Raw genomic sequence first — 15,893 nt, forward strand, 5'->3', positions numbered from 1 at the left:
GCCCTGGAACGAACGATTTAGCGTTTGCTACGGTCCTCGGAGCCCTCGGGGGTGCGGCATCCCCGGCGCACCCCCTGCCCCCGTTGCTCCCTGCCTGTCAGGCCGGCACCAGCAGCCTCGCCCGGCGGGCGTCCGCCAGGGCTCCAGGGGTGAGCACGGGGCGCGGCACCAGGATTCCGCAGTCCGTGCACACCGGACCCGCCGAGGGCTCGTGATCCAGGCCGTGGCGCCACATGAGCCGTTCCCCCCGGCACACGGGGCAGGCCGTACCCGGCTCGCGCTCCAGGGCGGCAATCAGCCGACGCAGCACCTCGGCCAGCGGCTCCCGCGGATGCACCCGTGGATCGTCGCACCAGGCGACACCGAAACCGCCCCAGGTCAGCCGGTGCCAGTCGTCCACACTGCCCGGGCTGCGCAGCCCGTCGTGCTTCTCCTTCCTGCGGCGCTCGGCGAACTCCACCTCATAGGCCAGCCAGACCGCCCGGGCCTCCTCCAGCTCGTCCAGTGCGGCCACGAGCCGCGCCGGGTCGACGGAGCGGTCCTCGGGTTCGAACCCGGCCCGCGAGCACAAATGGTCCCAGGTCGCCCTGTGCCCGTAAGGAGCGAACCGCTCAAGGCACTTGCGCAGCGAATAGCGCCGCAGTGCCAGATCGCACCGCGGATCTCGGACCTGTCTCGCCAGACTCCGGAAACCGGCCATCGTCCTGCACCTCCGTCACACCTGCACCTGTAATCCGGTCACTTCGGCGTCGTCGAACGGACGTCACCGAATAGACGTATCGACACGCGAATCGGCTCCATCCTTTTTTCGAGGGCCCCCTTCAGCCGGCCACGGGTCACGCGGGCCAACTCCCTTGATCTGTAGTTCAGTTGTGGTCATCCACGGGGATACCGGCGGTAACTCGATCCAAGCCCTTCCGGCGGGGGAGGAGCTCGTCCTCGACGGTCTGAGAACTCCCCGCGGCTTCCACGGGTTCCTGAACAACCGGCCGATATGCACACCGCTCACGGATCCGCCGGGCCCGACGCGCCGAACCGCGGCGGCCGGGCCCGCGACCCGCAGGTCACAGGCGTGCCGACACTCCCACACGAAACGGCGGCGGGCCGCTGCCCGCGACCCGCCGCCTTCCGCCCCGCCCCGCTCAGCGGTAGAGCAGGTACTCCCGCCGCATCCTCCGGAACCCCGCCAGCTCCTCCTGCCAGCCCGCCACCACCTCGTCGGTGTCCGCGCCCGCATCGATCATGGTGCGCACCAGCGCGGATCCGGTGAGCTTGTCGATCCAGTTGTCCGGGCGCCAGGCGAATCCGCTCCACGACCGCCTCGCCGTGATCAGCAGCCCGATTCCCGTCCGCACCGGATCGAACGCCGCCCGGTCGTGCACATGAAGCTGCACGCCCCCGACGGTCTTCCCCTGGAACTTGGAGAACGTCGGCGCGAAATACGCCTCACGCAGACGCACGCCCGCCAGCCCCAGCCCGTTCGCCTCCTCCGCCCAGCCTCCGTCGATCCCCTCCGCGCCCAGCAGTTCGAACGGCCGGGTGGTGCCACGCCCCTCCGACAGGTTCGTACCCTCGAACAGACATGTTCCCGAGTAGACCAGCGCCGTCTCCGGCGTCGGCATGTTCGGGCTCGGCGGCACCCACGGCAGCCCGGAGGCGTCGTAGAAGTCCGACCGCTTCCAGCCCGACATCCGTACGGTCTCCAGCGGCACCGGCGTCGTCAGGAACTCCCCGTTGAACAGCCGCGCCAGCTCCGCCACCGTCATCCCGTGCGCCTGCGAGATCGGCTGCCGTCCGACGAAGGTCGCGAACTCCTCGTGCAGCACCGGACCCAGTGCGGCCCGCCCGGTCACCGGGTTCGGCCGGTCCAGGACCACGAACCGCTTGCCCGCGAGCCGCGCCGACTCCATGCAGTCGAACAGCGTCCAGATGTAGGTGTAGAACCGCGCTCCGACGTCCTGGATGTCGAAGACCACCGTGTCCACGCCGGACGCGGTGAAGATGTCGGCGAGTGCCTGACCGCTCTTCAGATACGTGTCGTAGACCGGCAGGCCGGTCGCCGGGTCGTCGTAGCGGCCCTCGGACCCGCCCGCCTGCGCGGTGCCCCGGAAGCCGTGCTCGGGGCCGAAGACGGCGATCAGGTCCACCCGGTCGTCGCCGTGCATGACGTCGACGATGTGCCGCACGTCCCGGGTGATGCCGGTCGGATTGGTGACCACGCCCACGCGACGCCCGTCGAGCAGCGCGTAACCGTCGGCGGCGAGCCGTTCGAAACCCGTGCGCATCCTCCGCCCGCCACCGGCACGAGGTGCCGACGGCCCGGAGGCGGCGGCCGCCGGTGCGGCGGAGGCGGCGACCGCGGCCGTGGTGGTGGTGAGCAGGCTCCGTCTGGACAGCTTCATACAGTGACCTCCGTGATCGCGGCAGGTGTCATGCCCACGCACGCTAGCGCGCGTGACCGGCCCGGGGAACGAAACGGACCGACCCCGCGCCCAGGACCTCTTCCACCGGGCATACCGACCGGTTAGTCTGACGGCCGGAAGCCGCTGGGAGCCGCGACGAAGGAGACCGATGGTGCGAGCCGTGCAGGGTGCGAAGGTGGTCGTCACGGGAGCCGGGGGCGGCATCGGAGCGGCACTCGCCCGCCGCTTCGCCGCCCAGGGGGCGCACGTCGTGGTCAACGACCTGGACGCGGACCGCGCGAAGGCCGTCGCCGGGGAGATCGGCGCGGTCGCGGTCCCGGGCGACGCCTCCTCGATCCTCACCGAGGCACTGGACGTGCTCGGCGGGACGGTCGACGTCTACTGCGCCAACGCCGGCGTCGGCCGCGACGGCGGGGAACCGGGCGCACCCCTCGACGAGCAGGGCTGGGCCCTCTCCTGGGACGTCAACGTCATGGCACACGTCCGCGCGGCGCACGCCCTGCTGCCGGGCTGGCTGGAACGCGGCAGCGGCCGCTTCGTCTCCACCGTCTCCGCCGCGGGACTGCTCACCATGATCGGCACCGCCCCCTACAGCGTCACCAAGCACGGCGCCTACGCCTTCGCCGAGTGGCTGTCACTGACGTACCGCCACCGCGGGGTCAAGGTCCACGCGATCTGCCCGCAGGGCGTGCGCACCGCCATGCTCGACGCCAGCGGCAGCGCGGGCGACCTGGTCCTCAAGCCGACCGCGATCGAACCGGACGACGTGGCCGACGCCCTTTTCCGCGGCATCGAGGAGGACCGCTTCCTGATCCTCCCGCATCCGGAGGTCGCGGGGTACTACCAGGCCCGAGCCGCGGACCCCGACCGCTGGCTCACCGGGATGAACCGCGTCCAGCAGCACTGGGAGGCAACCCGGTGACAGGCCCGGCGGCTGCCGGACGTGCCCCGGCTGTACCCGCCGCGCACCGCGGGGAGAGACTGGCCGCCCGCACGGATCCGCGCCGGGCGGACAGCCTGCCGCACGTGCCGGGAACGGACAGTGGGAGGATCCTCCGTCGGGAACCGTGATGTGCGACCCACGACAACCAGCAGCGACACGGAAGGCGGGTGGCGGCAGTGGCCAGGACGACGGACGGTGACGGAACCCCTGTCCCGCAGCGGCTCCTGGCCGCCGCCACCCGGCTCTTCGCCGAACAGGGCTACGACCGCACCTCGGTGCAGGAGATCGTCGAGGCGGCCGGCGTCACCAAGGGGGCGCTGTACCACTACTTCGGGTCCAAGGACGACCTGCTGCACGAGGTGTACGCGCGCGTGCTGCGCCTCCAGCAGGAACGCCTGGACCACTTCGCAGACGCCGACGACCCGATCGAGAAGCGGCTGCGCGGCGCGGCGGCCGACGTCGTCGTCACCACGATCGAGAACCTGGACGACGCGTCGATCTTCTTCCGTTCCATGCACCATCTCAGCCCGGAGAAGAACAAGCAGGTGCGCGCCGAGCGCCGCCGCTACCACGAGCGCTTCCGCGCGCTGATCGAGGAGGGCCAGCGAGAGGGCGTCTTCTCCACGGCGACGCCGGCCGACCTCGTGGTCGACTACCACTTCGGCTCCGTGCACCATCTGTCGACCTGGTACCGCCCCGCCGGCCCGCTCAGCCCCCAGGAGGTCGCCGACCATCTGGCGGACCTCCTGCTGCGGGCGCTGCGCTCCTGAGCGGCTCACGGCGGCCCATGAGGTGATCGGGCAGGGCGCCCGCCGCCGGGTCGCGCGGCCGCACCCCGCGCCGGCCGGCTCCACCGTGCGCCCCGGATCCGGCCGCCGGACCGTGATGCCGATGGCCATGCGTCCGGTGTCCGGCCCGGCCACCGCCTCCCGCGCGGACTGCGCCCCGGCCGGCAGAGCCCGTGCCGGTGGAAGCAGCGCCCGTCCCGCCTCTGTCAGCACCACTCGCCGTCCGGTGCGGTCGAACAGACCGGCGCCCAGCTCCCGCTCGGGACTGCGGACCGAGGTGCTGAGCGTCGGCTGGACGATCGGCCCGGCCCCCGGGCGGCGGCGGTGAAGCCGCTCCGGTGACGACCGCCACGAAGCGGCGGAGCTGACCGATCTCCATCCACCGATCCCAGTGATCGGCTCCAGCGGAACCATCTGTCGGACCGCGGGAACCGGCGGAACCGATGCTGTGGGCGTGGATCTCCTGCCCTCCGGACCACCGCCTGCTTCCCCGACGCCCGCACCGGGCCCCGCCTCCTGCGCCCGCGGGTCTTCCTGCGCGCCGGCGCCGACGGACCACACCCCGTCAGGCGGCTACTGGAGACGGGACCTACCGGTACTTCCTCAGCTCCCGCCGCGCCAGCGACCGCTGGTGCACCTCGTCAGGCCCGTCGGCGATCATCAGCGTACGGGCGCCGGCGTACAGCTCGGCCAGCGGCACGTCCTGGCTGACGCCGCCCGCGCCGTACAGCTGGATCGCCCGGTCGAGGATGCCGACGACCGTGCGCGGGGTGGCGATCTTGATGGCCTGGATCTCGGTGTGGGCGCCCCGGTTGCCGACGGTGTCCATCATCCAGGCCGTCTTCAGCACCAGCAGCCGCAGCTGCTCGACCGCCACGCGCGCGTCGGCGATCCAGTTCTGCACCACGCCCTGCTGCGCCAGCGCCTTGCCGAACGCGTCCCGGGAGACCGCGCGGCGGCACATCAGCTCGATGGCACGTTCGGCCATGCCGATCAGCCGCATGCAGTGGTGGATCCGGCCGGGACCGAGCCGGGCCTGCGCGATGGCGAAGCCGCCGCCCTCCTCGCCGATCAGGTTCGACACCGGCACGCGCGCGTGGTCGAAGACCACTTCGGCGTGTCCGCCGTGGTAGTGGTCCTCGTAGCCGAACACCTGCATGGCGCGCTCGATGGTGACGCCCGGGGTGTCGCGCGGGACGAGGACCATGGACTGCTGACGGCGGATGTCCGCCCCGTCCGGGTCGGTCTTGCCCATCACGATGAAGATCTTGCAGTCCGGATGCATCGCCCCGGAGATGTACCACTTGCGGCCGGTGATGACGTACTCGTCGCCCTCCCGCTCGATGCGCGTGGTGATGTTGGTGGCGTCCGAGGAGGCCACGTCCGGCTCCGTCATCGCGAACGCCGAACGGATCTCACCGGCCAGCAGCGGCTGGAGCCACTGCTTGCGCTGCTGCTCGTCGCCGAACTGCGCCAGCACCTCCATGTTCCCGGTGTCGGGTGCCGCGCAGTTGGTGACCGTCGGGGCGATCTGCGGCGAGCGGCCCATGATCTCGGCGAGCGGGGCGTACTGGAGGTTGGTGAGGCCGGCACCGTACTCGGCGTCGGGAAGGAACAGGTTCCACAGCCCCTGCCTGCGGGCCTCGGCCTTCAACTCCTCCACGACGGGGACGTTCTCCCACGGCGAGTCCAGCTCGGCACGCTGCTGGTGCGCGACCTGCTCGGCCGGGTGGACGTGCTCGTCCATGAAGGCGAGGAGCCTTGCGCGCAGCTCCTCGGTGCGCGCGTCGAACGCGAAGTCCATGACTGGTCAGCCTTCCTGAAGAGTGGTCAGACCGTGCTCGATGAAGACCGGGACCAGATCGCCGATGCGGTCGAAGCCGCGCCCGACCGTCTGGCCCAGCGTGTAGCGGTAGTGGATGCCCTCCAGGATCACGGCGAGCTTGAACCAGGCGAACGCCGTGTACCAGGACACCGAGGAGACATCGCGCCCGGACCGAGCGGCGTACCGCTCGATCAGCTCGGCCGGCGAGGGATGCCCGGGCGCCTCGGCGGTCGTGGAGACGGGGGAGTCGGGCATGCTCAGCGGCATGCTGTACATCACCAGCAGCCCGAGGTCGGTGAGCGGATCACCGAGGGTGGACATCTCCCAGTCGAGGACGGCCTTGATCTCGTCGTCCTCGCCGATGAGCGCGTTGTCGAGGCGGTAGTCGCCGTGCACCACGGTCGGCTCGGGGGAGCCGGGCAGCTCACGCCCGAGGGCCGCGTGCAGTTCGTCGATCCCGGCCAGTTCCCGGTTGCGGGAGGCGTCCAGCTGCTTGCCCCAGCGCCGCAACTGCCGGTCCAGGAAGCCCTCGGGACGGCCGAAGTCCGCGAGCCCCACCTCGCCGGGGTCCACGGCGTGCAGTTCGACGAGGGTGTCCACCAGGTTCAGCACGGCGTCCCGGGTGCGTTCGGGACCGAGCGGAGCGAGCTGGCCGGCCGTACGGTACGGGGTGCCCTCGACGAACTCCATCACGTAGAAGGGGGCCCCGAGCACCTCCTCGTCCTCGCACAGCAGTACGGGACGGGGGACGGGTACGGCCGTGGGGTGCAGCGCGCTGATCACCCGGTGCTCGCGCTTCATGTCGTGCGCGGTGGCCAGGACATGGCCGAGCGGGGGACGTCGTACGACCCACTGCGCGGCGCCGTCGGAGACCGCGTACGTGAGATTCGACCTGCCGCCCTCGATCAGCCGCCCGGTGAGCGGGCCGTTCACCAGGCCGGGCCGCTCCCGGGTCAGCAGGCCGCGCAGCCGGTCGAGATCGAGTCCGGGCGGGTGGTCGGGGCTCATCATCGCTCCTCCGGGCAGGGAAAACCGTACCCGACTTATGATGCCGACCGGTCGGTATGTCGTCCAGAGTGCGAGCGAAACGTGATCGGGCCCACGATAGGCGCTCACCGCGCCCGAAGGGCGTCCCGCCGCCACGCGAATGGCGCATATCGCGCGATCCGGCTTGCACGGCCCGTGCGGACGCCGGAGGGTCGGACCCATGAAGGCGATCAGCTACGCACGGTACGGCGGCCCCGAGGTGCTCGAGCCGGGGGAGGTCGACGATCCCAAGGTCGGTCCCGACTCGGTGCTGGTGAAGGTACGGGCGGCGGGCGTCAACCCGGTCGACTGGAAGTGCCGCGAGGGCTACCTCGACCCCGTCCTTCCGGCCGTCTTCCCGGTGGTCCCCGGCTGGGACGTCTCGGGCGTGGTCGTCCGGCCGGGCCCCGCGGTCCCGGAGTTCGCCGCAGGCGACGAGGTGATCGGCTACGTACGGGAGGACGTCCTTTCCCGGGGCACCTTCGCCGAGTACGTGGCGGCCCCGGTGCGCACGCTCGCGCGCAAGCCGGGCAACCTGTCCTTCGAGGAGGCGGCGGGCCTTCCGCTCGCGGGTCTGACCGCATACCAGGTGCTGCACCGCGTCCTCGGCGTCGAACGGGGCGAGACGGTCCTGGTGCACGCCGCGGCCGGCGGGGTCGGATCCATCGCGGTCCAGCTCGCCGCCCACCTCGGTGCCCGGGTCATCGGCACGGCGAGTGAGCACAACCACGACTTCGTACGCGGACTGGGCGGGGAGCCGGTGAGCTACGGCGAGGGCCTGGCGGAACGGGTGCGGGGGCTGGCCCCCGAGGGCGTGGACGCGGTGTTCGACACGGTGGGCGGAGACGCCCTGGAGGCCTCCGTGAACCTCCTCGGCCCCGACGGCCGCCTGGCATCGATCACCGACCCGGAGGTGGTGGACCACGGCGGCCACTACTGGTTCGTCCGCCCCGACCCCCAGGATCTGTCCCACCTCTCCGACCTGGCCGAACAGGGCGTGCTGACGGTACACGTCTCACAAACCTTCCCCCTGGACCAGGCGGCGGACGCGCACCGTCTGAACCAGGAGGGCCGAACCAGGGGCAAGATCGTGGTCACGCTGCCCCAGTAGCCTGTCCGGCGTTGGCGGACCAGGCCCGCAGGGCCGAAAGGGGGTCCTGGGCGCAGCACCAGGGGCGGGACGGGGCGGCGGGGGCGAAACACCCCCCGGCTAAACACCCCCCGGCTACCCCCGCAGCACCAGCCCCACCCCACCCCCCACCAGGGCCACCACACACATCACCGCCGCGGCCGCGCCCCGAGGGCCCAGCGGCCCCGGCACCCCGCCCCCGGCCAACGCCCGAATCCGCCCACGGGCCACACACAAGAGCGCCACCCACGCCCCGCAGCACACCGCCCCCGCCACCCCCACCACCACCGACCGGCCCTCACCACCCCCCAGCGCCGCCCTCACCGCCAGCACCACCACCACCGTGCTCGACAGCGTCGTACGCCGCCACGCCAGCCGGGTCCGCTCGGGCTGCAGCCCGGGATCCCGCTGCACGCTCCGGCCGGCCGCCGCGCTCACCCCGCCCACCCGAAGAGCACCACGACGACCATCGCCACCGCCACCACCGCCACCACCAGGCCCAGCAGCGCCGGAAACCGCGACACCGGCAGGTCCTCCCCCCGCCGCATCGCCCGCTCGCACCGCACCCAGTGATTGACCGCCCGCAGCGCGCACAACGCCCCGGTGGCGAGCAACGCCAGCGCGAGCCCCACCCGCCACGCCCACCGCAGATCCGGCAGGAACTGGTCCACCGCGAACCCGCCGCCGATCAGCGCGAGCGCGGTGCGCAGCCAGGCCAGGAACGTCCGTTCGTTCGCCAGGGAGAACCGGTAGTCGGGCGTCACGCCCTCCTGCCGCACCTCCGCGGGCGCGAACCACAACCGGACGTTCCGCACACGATCGATCACACCTGCGACCCTACCGGCGCTCGGACGAACCCGACCGCCACGCCTTGAGCCGCTCGTACGCCGCCAGCCCGTCCGGCACCCACTCCCAGCCGCCCTCGCCCAGCCGCCGCTCGAGCTCGGCCTCCGGCAGGAAGTCGTGCCAGGCCACTTCCTCGGCCTGTGGCCGCACGGGCGGCTCGCAGCGCACCTCGTACACCGCCGACCACCAGGCCCGTCCCGCGCCGTCGTCGTACAGGAACGTGAACAGGTGCTCGGGGCGCGGCAGGCCACGTACGCCCAGTTCCTCCTCCGCCTCCCTCAGCGCCGCCTCGTCGTATCCCTCGCCCGCGCCGACGACCCCGCCCACGAACATGTCGTACAGCGAGGGGAAGACCAGTTTGGTCGCCGTGCGGCGGTGGACGAAGACACGCCCCCGCGCGTCCCGGGCCAGGACGAAGGCGCACCGGTGGCGCAGACCCCGCGCGTAGGCCTCACCGCGAGGCGACTGCCCTACCACCCGGTCGTTCTCGTCGACGATGTCGATGATCTCGTCAGCACTCATGCGGCCATCCAAGCAGCGTCCCCGGAACGGCGCGCCACACCGGTTAAGCGATGCCTCCCGCGTCACAAGTTGCCCGTTCGTGACCGCAGTTGACGCGTGTAACACACCGGGTGCCCTTGACGTGATCCGCCGGCTGACGGTTTGCTGTCCGTGATCAGCTCATGGCAATCGGCAGCCGACCACTGCCGCACCGACCGCCCGCCGTGGGCCGAGCCACAAGAAGAGCGCGTGAGGAAGTTCCGCGGTGTCCCCACCCCCGCCTCCCCTCGGCCGTGCCCGCAAACGTGCGGCACAGGCCTTCGACGACGCTCTCGACGACGCCGAACTCGTCGCAGCGCGGGCCGCGCTGGCGCAGGGCCGATGGCAGAACACCCGCTCACTGCTCGTCCGTACGGGGGACGACTGGGACCGCCGGGGCCACCGGATCACGGTGCTCGCCAAGGAGTCGTACTGTGCCGCCTGGGCCCGTGAGTGGCTGCTCGCCGAGCCCGACTCCGGTGACGCCCGCGTGCTGCTCGCCCTCGCCCAGGTGCGGCGCGCGCTGCGCGGCAAGGAGAAGCCGGCCCGTGTCGGCGAAACCTGCCACCAGACGGCGGAACTACTGCCCGCCGACCCCACGCCTTGGCTCGGGCTGCTTCAACTGGAGTGCGCCCAGGGCGCGGAGGGGGACGTGGTCCGCGTCTTCGAGCAGGTCCGCACCCGGTACGCGGACCACCACCACGCCCACCACCTGGTGGTCGCCTGGCTCGCCGAGCGGCGGGTGGAGGCGGGCCCGGACCCGCTGCACGAGGTCTACGACTTCGCCAACTGGGCCGCCGAACAGGCACCCGCGGACTCACCGCTGGCGATCCTGCCGGTCATCGCGCACGCCGAGCGCTACCGCACGCTGGCCGCCGCCGGGCACGAACCCGCCGACCCGGTCGCCTCCGGCCACTGGGTCGGCCGCCGCGCCCGGCAGGTGATGAAGGCCGCCTTCGACTGGTGGCTGGAGTGGGAGCACGAGGACCATCCGCGCCGGCTGGTCGACCTGAACTTCCTGGCTCACGCCAAGGTGTGCGAGGGCCGGGGCGCCGAGGCCGCCGCCCTGTTCCACCGCATCGGCGACCACGCCACACCGGCCCCCTGGTCCTATCCCAACCGTGACCCCGTGGTCGCCTTCCGTACCGCCCGCGCCATCGCCCTGGGCACGGTCTGACCCAGCCCTCGGTCACCACCCCCAGTCCACCGCACCCGCCGCAACCACCACCGACCCAAGGACGGTCTCGAGATGACGACGGACAGTTCGAGCAAGAGCAGAGCGACAGCCGACGGCATCAGTACGTTCAAGGGGCAGGAGCGCGCTCTGCGCGCCGACCGCCTCGGCACGGGGGGCCTGCTGCTCTCCGTGCTCGCCGCGACGGCACCGCTCATGGTGGTCGCCGGTGTCATGCCCACCACATTCGCGGTGATGGGCATCGTCGGCCAGCCGCTGCTCTTCGTGGTCCTCGGCACCGTGCTGGTCCTCTTCAGCCTCGGCTACGCCGAGATGAGCCGGCACGTCCACAACGCGGGCGCCTTCTACGCCTACATCTCCCGCGGACTCGGCGGCACCGCCGGCGCGGGCGCCGCCATGGTCGCTCTCGTCGCGTACAACTCCCTCCAGGTCGGCATCTACGGCATCTTCGGCTTCGAGGTCTCCGGCCTCTTCGCCACCTACGCCGACCTCGAGATCGCCTGGTGGATACCGTCGCTGGTGGCCGTGCTCGCCGTCGGCGCGCTGGGCTGGCTGAAGATCGACGTCAACGCGCGTGTGCTCGGCGTGCTGCTGGTCATCGAGGTGTTGCTGGTCGTCGTCTTCGACATCGCCGCCATCGCCGACCCCGGCAAGGAGGGCCTGTCGCTGCACGCCTTCAACCCGGACACGCTCACCGGCGCGGGCGTCGGCACCGCCCTGTGCTTCTGCATCGCGGCCTTCCTCGGCTTCGAACAGGCCCCCGTGTACGCCGAGGAGACCAGCAAGCCGCACGAGGTCGTACCGCGGGTGATGTTCCTCGCGGTCGCCGGCGTCGCCGTCTTCTTCGCCGTCAGCAGCTGGGCGCTCACCGTCGCCACCGGCCCCTCCGGGATCATCGGCACGTCCCAGGAGCAGAGCGCGGGCCTGCTGTTCTTCCTCACCGAGGAACGGCTCGGCGGTACCTTCACCGACGTCCTGCACATCCTCTTCGTGACCGGCATGTTCGCGGCCATGCTCAGCTTCCACAACGTCGTCGCCCGGTACGCCTTCGCCATGGGCCGAGAGGGCCTGCTGCCCGCCGCCTTCGGCCGCACCACCGGCGGCAGCGGCGCCCCCGGCACCGGCTCGCTGCTGCAGACCGGCATCGCCGCCGTGCTGGTCGTCGTCTTCGCACTCACCGACGACAAGGCCACCGGGGATCCGACCGCACCCGTCCTGCGCCTGTTCACCTGGGGCGGCAACATCGGCGCGCTCGGCGTGATCGTGCTGATGGCCATTGCCTCCCTGTCCGTCGTCGTCTTCTTCGTCCGGCGCGGAGCCGCGGGCGCGCAGGCCTGGCGGCTGGTCACGTCGGCGCTGGCGGGCGTCGCCCTGGTGGTGATCGCCGGCTACACGGTCAAGGACTTCGACGTGCTGGTCGGGGCCGGCCCCGACTCCTCCCTGAGCTGGATCCTGCCCGGCGTCATCGGGCTCGCCCTCGTCGCCGGGCTGCTCCAGGGCGCGATCCTGCGCGCCCGCGCCCCCGAGACGCACGCCCGCATCGGACTCGGCAACGAGGCGTTCCAGCTCGACCAGGAGGCCGAGCGCATTCCGTAGGACGGTGGTGGTCGGTGGTTACGGAAGTCTGACGGGCACCTGCGAACCCTGGCCCGGACGGGGCGCGGGTGCTCGAATGAACGAGTGAACTCCGAACAGCCGCCGCAAGGCCAGGACGAGCGGAACGAACCGGACGGGCGTGGCAGGCCCATCGGCCGCCGGGTCCTGCTCGGCACCCTCGGTCTCGGCGCCCTCGGCGTCGTCACCGCACCCACCCTCCAGCGCGGCATGGAGTCCTTCCTCGCCGGAGCCTCCGACAAGGACCCCACCGGCTTGACCGGACTGCTGCCGAACGGTGGCGGCTTCCGCTACTACTCGGTCACCTCCTCCGTCCCGCGCAAGGACGCGGACACCTACCGCCTCACCGTCGACGGCCTCGTCGACCGGCCCGCGCGCTACACCCTGGCCGAGCTGAGGTCCCTGCCGCAGACCCGCACGGTCCGGGACGTCCAGTGCGTCACCGGCTGGCGGGTACCGGACACGGCGTTCGAGGGGGTGCGCCTGTCCCGGCTCCTGGACGCCGCGGGGGTACGCCCTTCGGCCGGGGCGGTGCGCTTCACCTGCTTCGACGGTGCCTACTCCGAGAGCCTCACCCTCGACCAGGCACGCCGCGCGGACGTCCTGGTCGCCCTGCGCCTGCGGGACGAGGACCTCGGCCAAGCCCACGGCGGCCCGGCCCGCCTCTACGTGGCCCCGATGTACTTCTACAAGTCCGCCAAGTGGCTCTCCGGCATCACCGTCACCGAGGACGTCGAACCCGGCTACTGGGAGGAGCGCGGTTACGACATCGACGCCTGGGTCGGCCGCTCGAACGGACGCGACGATGAGCCTACGAGCTGACACCCCGCCCGCCGTCACGGCCGTACGGCGCTTCGGCCGCGCCCAGCGGTGGGTGCACCGCACCACGGCCGCGCTGACGGGCCTGTGCGTCTTCACGGCCGCCTGCCTCTACGTCCCTCAGCTCGCCCAGCTCGTGGGTCGCCGCGCCCTCGTCGTCACCGTTCACGAGTGGTCCGGGCTCCTCCTGCCCGTCCCCGTCCTCGCCGGTCTCGCCTCCCGTGCCCTCCGCGCCGACCTGGGCCGCCTCAACCGCTTCGGCCCGCACGACCGCACCTGGCTGCGCGCCGCCCTGCGCCGCGACAAGCGACCCTCGTCCCGCCCCGCCGGGAAGTTCAACGCCGGCCAGAAGATCTACGCGGCTTGGATCGCGGGCGCCACGCTGGTGATGCTGGGCACCGGTCTGCTGATGTGGTTCACGCAGCTCACTCCGCTGGTGTGGCGCACCAGCGCGACCTTCGTCCACGACTGGACGGCACTGACCCTCGGTATCGTCCTCGCCGGGCACATCGGCATGGCCGTGGCGGATCCCGAGGCCCGCCGCGGCATGCGCACGGGCTCCGTCCGCCGGGAGTGGGCGGAGCGTGAGCATCCACTGTGGCGCCCCTGACAACGCCGACGGGCCGGTCCGTACCTCGTCGCGACAAGGTGACGAGGTACGGACCGGCCCGTGTGCCGGGTTCAGCTAGATGATCAGCGACAGCAGCAGGACCAGACCGCCGGCGACCACCGAGATGATCGTCTCCATCACCGACCAGGTCTTGATCGTCTGCCCGACGTCCAGGCCGAAGTACTCCTTCACCAGCCAGAAACCGGCGTCGTTGACATGGCTGAAGAAGAGCGAACCGGCACCGATGGCCAGCACCAGCAGGGCGGCGTGCGTGGTCGACATGTCGGCCGCGAGCGGTGCCACCAGACCGGCCGCCGAGACGGTCGCCACGGTCGCCGAACCGGTCGCCAGCCGGATCGCCACCGCGATCAGCCAGGCCAGCAGCAGTGCCGGGATGGACCAGTCCTTGGAGATGTCCAGAATCATCCGGCCCATGCCGGTGTCGATCAGCGTCTGCTTGAAACCGCCGCCCGCGCCGACGATCAGCAGGATGCCCGCGATCGGCGCGAGCGACTTCTCGACCAGGACCGAGATGCGCTCCCGGCTGAACCCGGCGGGCATGCCCAGCGTGAAGATGCCGACGAGGACGGCCGCGAGCAGGGCGATCAGCGGCGAGCCGATCACGTCGAAGACGCGCTGCGCCGAGTTCTCGGGGTCGTCGACGACGATGTCGACCAGCGCCTTGGCGAGCATCAGCACGACCGGCAGCAGAATCGTGGCCAGCGTCGCGCCGAAGCCGGGCCGCTTGTCCAGGTCCTCGGAGGGACGCTGCGGGACCATCCCCTCCGGCGCAGGGACGTCCACCCAGCGGGCGGCGTACGTGGAGAACAGCGGACCGGCGATGACCACCGTCGGTATGGCGATCAGCACGCCCAGCGCCAGCGTCACCCCGAGGTTGGCGCCCACGGCGTCGATCGCGACCAGCGGGCCGGGGTGCGGCGGGACCAGACCGTGCATCGGACAGACCGGCGAGCGCCGGGATGCCGATGCGCATCAGGGAGTAGTTGCCGCGCTTGGCGACCATCAGCACCACCGGGATCAGCAGCACCACGCCGACCTCGAAGAACAAGGGCAGACCGATCACCGAGGCGATCAGCACCATCGCCCAGGGCATCGTCCGGCCGCTCGCCCGCTCGAGGATGGTGTCGACGATCTGATCGGCGCCGCCGGAGTCGGCGAGCATCTTGCCGAGGATCGCGCCGAGGGCGATCAGTACGCCCACGCCGGCGACGGTGGAGCCGAGTCCGGCGCTGAAGCTGGTGATCACCTCGTCCAGCGGTGCTCCGGCGAACGCGCCGAGCGCCAGCGAGCCGATGGTCAGCGACAGGAAGGCATGCAGCTTGAACTTGGTGATGAGCAGGACGATGACGGCAATGCCCGCCAGGACGGCGATGCCCAGCTGGGCGTGGCCGGCCGAGGTGATCGGCTCGGGTGCGTCCGCCGCCAGCATCTCGACGCTGAGTCTGGTCACGGTGGTTCCCTGGTGAGTGTGGGGGTCGGTGAGAAACCGGGGGACAGGTGGGGGCCCCGGGGGAGGGTGCGGTCAGGGACCTGCCCGGTGGGCTACGAGAGGGCCTCGAGGGCGGTGGCCGCCTGCTCGGTGATCTCCTCGGGGCTGCCCGTCACCTCCACGGCGATCCCGGACTCGTCCGGCTCCAACGGCTGGAGCGTGGCGAACTGGGAGTCGAGCAGCGCCGTGGGCATGAAGTGCCCCTGCCGGTGCGACATCCGGTCCTCGATGAGCGCGCGGTCACCGGTCAGGTGCAGGAAGACGACGCCGGGCGCGGCATCCCGCAGCCGGTCACGGTACGCACGCTTCAGCGCCGAGCAGCTGACCACCCCGCCGTGACCCGCCCGCCCGTGCGCCCACGCGCCGATGGCGTCGAGCCAGGGCCACCGGTCGTCGTCGCCGAGGGGAGTACCGGCCGACATCTTGTCGATGTTGGCCTGCGGGTGGAAGTCGTCGCCCTCGGCGTACGGAACGTCGAACCGGGCCGCGAGCAAGGCGCCGACGGTCGTCTTGCCGGTGCCCGCGACGCCCATGACCACGACCACATGGGGGGTGTTCATCGCTGCCTCACTGTCTGCTGTCTTCGTTGACCCGTGATGTCGACGCAACTGAAGCGCATTAGATA

General features: G+C 71.6%; 16 protein-coding genes and 2 pseudogenes. 8 read left to right on the forward strand and 10 right to left on the reverse strand.

Going from position 1 to position 15,893, the window contains the following annotated elements:
• Positions 1–97: 97 nt before the first annotated feature.
• On the reverse strand, positions 98–700 hold the full coding sequence (locus ACZ5C2_RS24640; RefSeq protein WP_468794771.1) for a hypothetical protein: 603 nt from the start codon (positions 698–700) through the stop codon (positions 98–100).
• 442 nt (positions 701–1,142) lie between these two features.
• Positions 1,143–2,402, reverse strand: a complete 1,260-nt coding sequence (locus ACZ5C2_RS24645) for an exo-beta-N-acetylmuramidase NamZ family protein (protein ID WP_468794774.1) — start codon at positions 2,400–2,402, stop codon at positions 1,143–1,145.
• A gap of 169 nt (positions 2,403–2,571) precedes the next feature.
• Between ACZ5C2_RS24645 and ACZ5C2_RS24650 the strand changes: the two genes are divergently transcribed.
• Together ACZ5C2_RS24650 and ACZ5C2_RS24655 are read left to right on the forward strand one after the other, a co-directional pair.
• Positions 2,572–3,345, forward strand: a complete 774-nt coding sequence (locus tag ACZ5C2_RS24650) for an SDR family oxidoreductase (protein ID WP_468794777.1) — start codon at positions 2,572–2,574, stop codon at positions 3,343–3,345.
• Positions 3,346–3,542: 197 nt separating this feature from the next.
• A complete protein-coding gene (locus ACZ5C2_RS24655; RefSeq protein ID WP_468794780.1) occupies positions 3,543–4,136 on the forward strand; it encodes a TetR/AcrR family transcriptional regulator in 594 nt (197 codons plus the stop codon).
• 261 nt (positions 4,137–4,397) lie between these two features.
• Here ACZ5C2_RS24655 and ACZ5C2_RS24660 read toward each other — a convergent pair.
• The 3 genes and pseudogenes from ACZ5C2_RS24660 to ACZ5C2_RS24670 form a co-directional block, all read right to left on the reverse strand.
• A pseudogene (locus ACZ5C2_RS24660) lies at positions 4,398–4,568 on the reverse strand (hypothetical protein); the annotation flags it as partial.
• A 175-nt stretch (positions 4,569–4,743) separates the two neighbouring features.
• A complete protein-coding gene (locus tag ACZ5C2_RS24665; RefSeq protein WP_468794783.1) occupies positions 4,744–5,958 on the reverse strand; it encodes an acyl-CoA dehydrogenase family protein in 1,215 nt (404 codons plus the stop codon).
• Between the two features lie 6 nt (positions 5,959–5,964).
• The gene (locus ACZ5C2_RS24670) at positions 5,965–6,987 is read right to left on the reverse strand and encodes a phosphotransferase family protein (protein ID WP_468794786.1); all 1,023 of its coding nucleotides are present in this window, start codon (positions 6,985–6,987) and stop codon (positions 5,965–5,967) included.
• 199 nt (positions 6,988–7,186) lie between these two features.
• Between ACZ5C2_RS24670 and ACZ5C2_RS24675 the strand changes: the two genes are divergently transcribed.
• Complete coding sequence (locus ACZ5C2_RS24675) at positions 7,187–8,116, forward strand: NADP-dependent oxidoreductase (RefSeq protein ID WP_468794789.1); 930 nt, start codon at positions 7,187–7,189, stop codon at positions 8,114–8,116.
• 114 nt (positions 8,117–8,230) lie between these two features.
• Here the strand turns inward: ACZ5C2_RS24675 and ACZ5C2_RS24680 are convergent, their stop codons facing one another.
• The 3 genes from ACZ5C2_RS24680 to ACZ5C2_RS24690 are packed head-to-tail and all read right to left on the reverse strand — an operon-like array spanning position 8,231 to position 9,502.
• Complete coding sequence (locus ACZ5C2_RS24680; protein ID WP_468794792.1) at positions 8,231–8,572, reverse strand: DUF202 domain-containing protein; 342 nt, start codon at positions 8,570–8,572, stop codon at positions 8,231–8,233.
• Entirely contained in the window at positions 8,569–8,961 is a 393-nt protein-coding gene (locus ACZ5C2_RS24685; RefSeq protein WP_468794794.1) for a YidH family protein, read from the reverse strand. The genes ACZ5C2_RS24680 and ACZ5C2_RS24685 overlap by 4 nt, the downstream gene beginning before the upstream one ends.
• Before the next feature lie 10 nt (positions 8,962–8,971).
• Positions 8,972–9,502 carry an NUDIX domain-containing protein gene (locus tag ACZ5C2_RS24690; RefSeq protein ID WP_468794797.1) on the reverse strand — a complete coding sequence of 177 codons (531 nt, stop codon included), beginning with the start codon at positions 9,500–9,502 and terminating at the stop codon, positions 8,972–8,974.
• A 244-nt stretch (positions 9,503–9,746) separates the two neighbouring features.
• Between ACZ5C2_RS24690 and ACZ5C2_RS24695 the strand changes: the two genes are divergently transcribed.
• From ACZ5C2_RS24695 to ACZ5C2_RS24710, 4 genes are all read left to right on the forward strand, one after another.
• Positions 9,747–10,697 (forward strand): hypothetical protein, encoded by a 951-nt coding sequence (locus ACZ5C2_RS24695; protein WP_468794800.1) that lies wholly within the window; start codon positions 9,747–9,749, stop codon positions 10,695–10,697.
• Positions 10,698–10,769: 72 nt separating this feature from the next.
• Positions 10,770–12,311, forward strand: a complete 1,542-nt coding sequence (locus tag ACZ5C2_RS24700; protein ID WP_468794803.1) for an APC family permease — start codon at positions 10,770–10,772, stop codon at positions 12,309–12,311.
• Between the two features lie 84 nt (positions 12,312–12,395).
• Positions 12,396–13,151, forward strand: coding sequence for a molybdopterin-dependent oxidoreductase (locus tag ACZ5C2_RS24705; protein ID WP_468794806.1), 756 nt, complete (start codon positions 12,396–12,398; stop codon positions 13,149–13,151).
• Complete coding sequence (locus tag ACZ5C2_RS24710; RefSeq protein WP_468794809.1) at positions 13,135–13,758, forward strand: cytochrome b/b6 domain-containing protein; 624 nt, start codon at positions 13,135–13,137, stop codon at positions 13,756–13,758. Before ACZ5C2_RS24705 ends, ACZ5C2_RS24710 begins: the two co-directional genes overlap by 17 nt.
• 75 nt (positions 13,759–13,833) lie before the next feature.
• On the opposite strand, the pseudogene ACZ5C2_RS24715 reads toward ACZ5C2_RS24710, so the two are convergent.
• Positions 13,834–15,157: pseudogene (locus tag ACZ5C2_RS24715) on the reverse strand (GntT/GntP/DsdX family permease).
• On the opposite strand from ACZ5C2_RS24715, the gene ACZ5C2_RS24720 reads away from it, so the two are divergent.
• Positions 15,123–15,245 (forward strand): hypothetical protein, encoded by a 123-nt coding sequence (locus tag ACZ5C2_RS24720; protein ID WP_468795058.1) that lies wholly within the window; start codon positions 15,123–15,125, stop codon positions 15,243–15,245. The pseudogene ACZ5C2_RS24715 and the gene ACZ5C2_RS24720 sit on opposite strands and share 35 nt — an antisense overlap.
• Positions 15,246–15,321: 76 nt before the next feature.
• Here the strand turns inward: ACZ5C2_RS24720 and ACZ5C2_RS24725 are convergent, their stop codons facing one another.
• Positions 15,322–15,828: a gluconokinase gene (locus ACZ5C2_RS24725; RefSeq protein WP_468794812.1), complete on the reverse strand. Its 507-nt coding sequence runs from the start codon at positions 15,826–15,828 to the stop codon at positions 15,322–15,324.
• Positions 15,829–15,893 lie beyond the last annotated feature (65 nt).

The organism is Streptomyces sp. NPDC031365, assembly GCF_055569765.1.

Bases quoted from the DNA above. Each gene is read 5' to 3' on its own strand.
- ACZ5C2_RS24640 (WP_468794771.1), bottom strand. From the start codon at position 700: ATGGCCGGTTTCCGGAGTCTGGCGAGACAGGTCCGAGATCCGCGGTGC.
- ACZ5C2_RS24645 (WP_468794774.1), bottom strand. From the start codon at position 2,402: ATGAAGCTGTCCAGACGGAGCCTGCTCACCACCACCACGGCCGCGGTC.
- ACZ5C2_RS24650 (WP_468794777.1), top strand. From the start codon at position 2,572: ATGGTGCGAGCCGTGCAGGGTGCGAAGGTGGTCGTCACGGGAGCCGGG.
- ACZ5C2_RS24665 (WP_468794783.1), bottom strand. From the start codon at position 5,958: ATGGACTTCGCGTTCGACGCGCGCACCGAGGAGCTGCGCGCAAGGCTC.
- ACZ5C2_RS24670 (WP_468794786.1), bottom strand. From the start codon at position 6,987: ATGAGCCCCGACCACCCGCCCGGACTCGATCTCGACCGGCTGCGCGGC.
- ACZ5C2_RS24675 (WP_468794789.1), top strand. From the start codon at position 7,187: ATGAAGGCGATCAGCTACGCACGGTACGGCGGCCCCGAGGTGCTCGAG.
- ACZ5C2_RS24690 (WP_468794797.1), bottom strand. From the start codon at position 9,502: ATGAGTGCTGACGAGATCATCGACATCGTCGACGAGAACGACCGGGTG.
- ACZ5C2_RS24700 (WP_468794803.1), top strand. From the start codon at position 10,770: ATGACGACGGACAGTTCGAGCAAGAGCAGAGCGACAGCCGACGGCATC.
- ACZ5C2_RS24710 (WP_468794809.1), top strand. From the start codon at position 13,135: ATGAGCCTACGAGCTGACACCCCGCCCGCCGTCACGGCCGTACGGCGC.
- ACZ5C2_RS24720 (WP_468795058.1), top strand. From the start codon at position 15,123: ATGACGGCAATGCCCGCCAGGACGGCGATGCCCAGCTGGGCGTGGCCG.
- ACZ5C2_RS24725 (WP_468794812.1), bottom strand. From the start codon at position 15,828: ATGAACACCCCCCATGTGGTCGTGGTCATGGGCGTCGCGGGCACCGGC.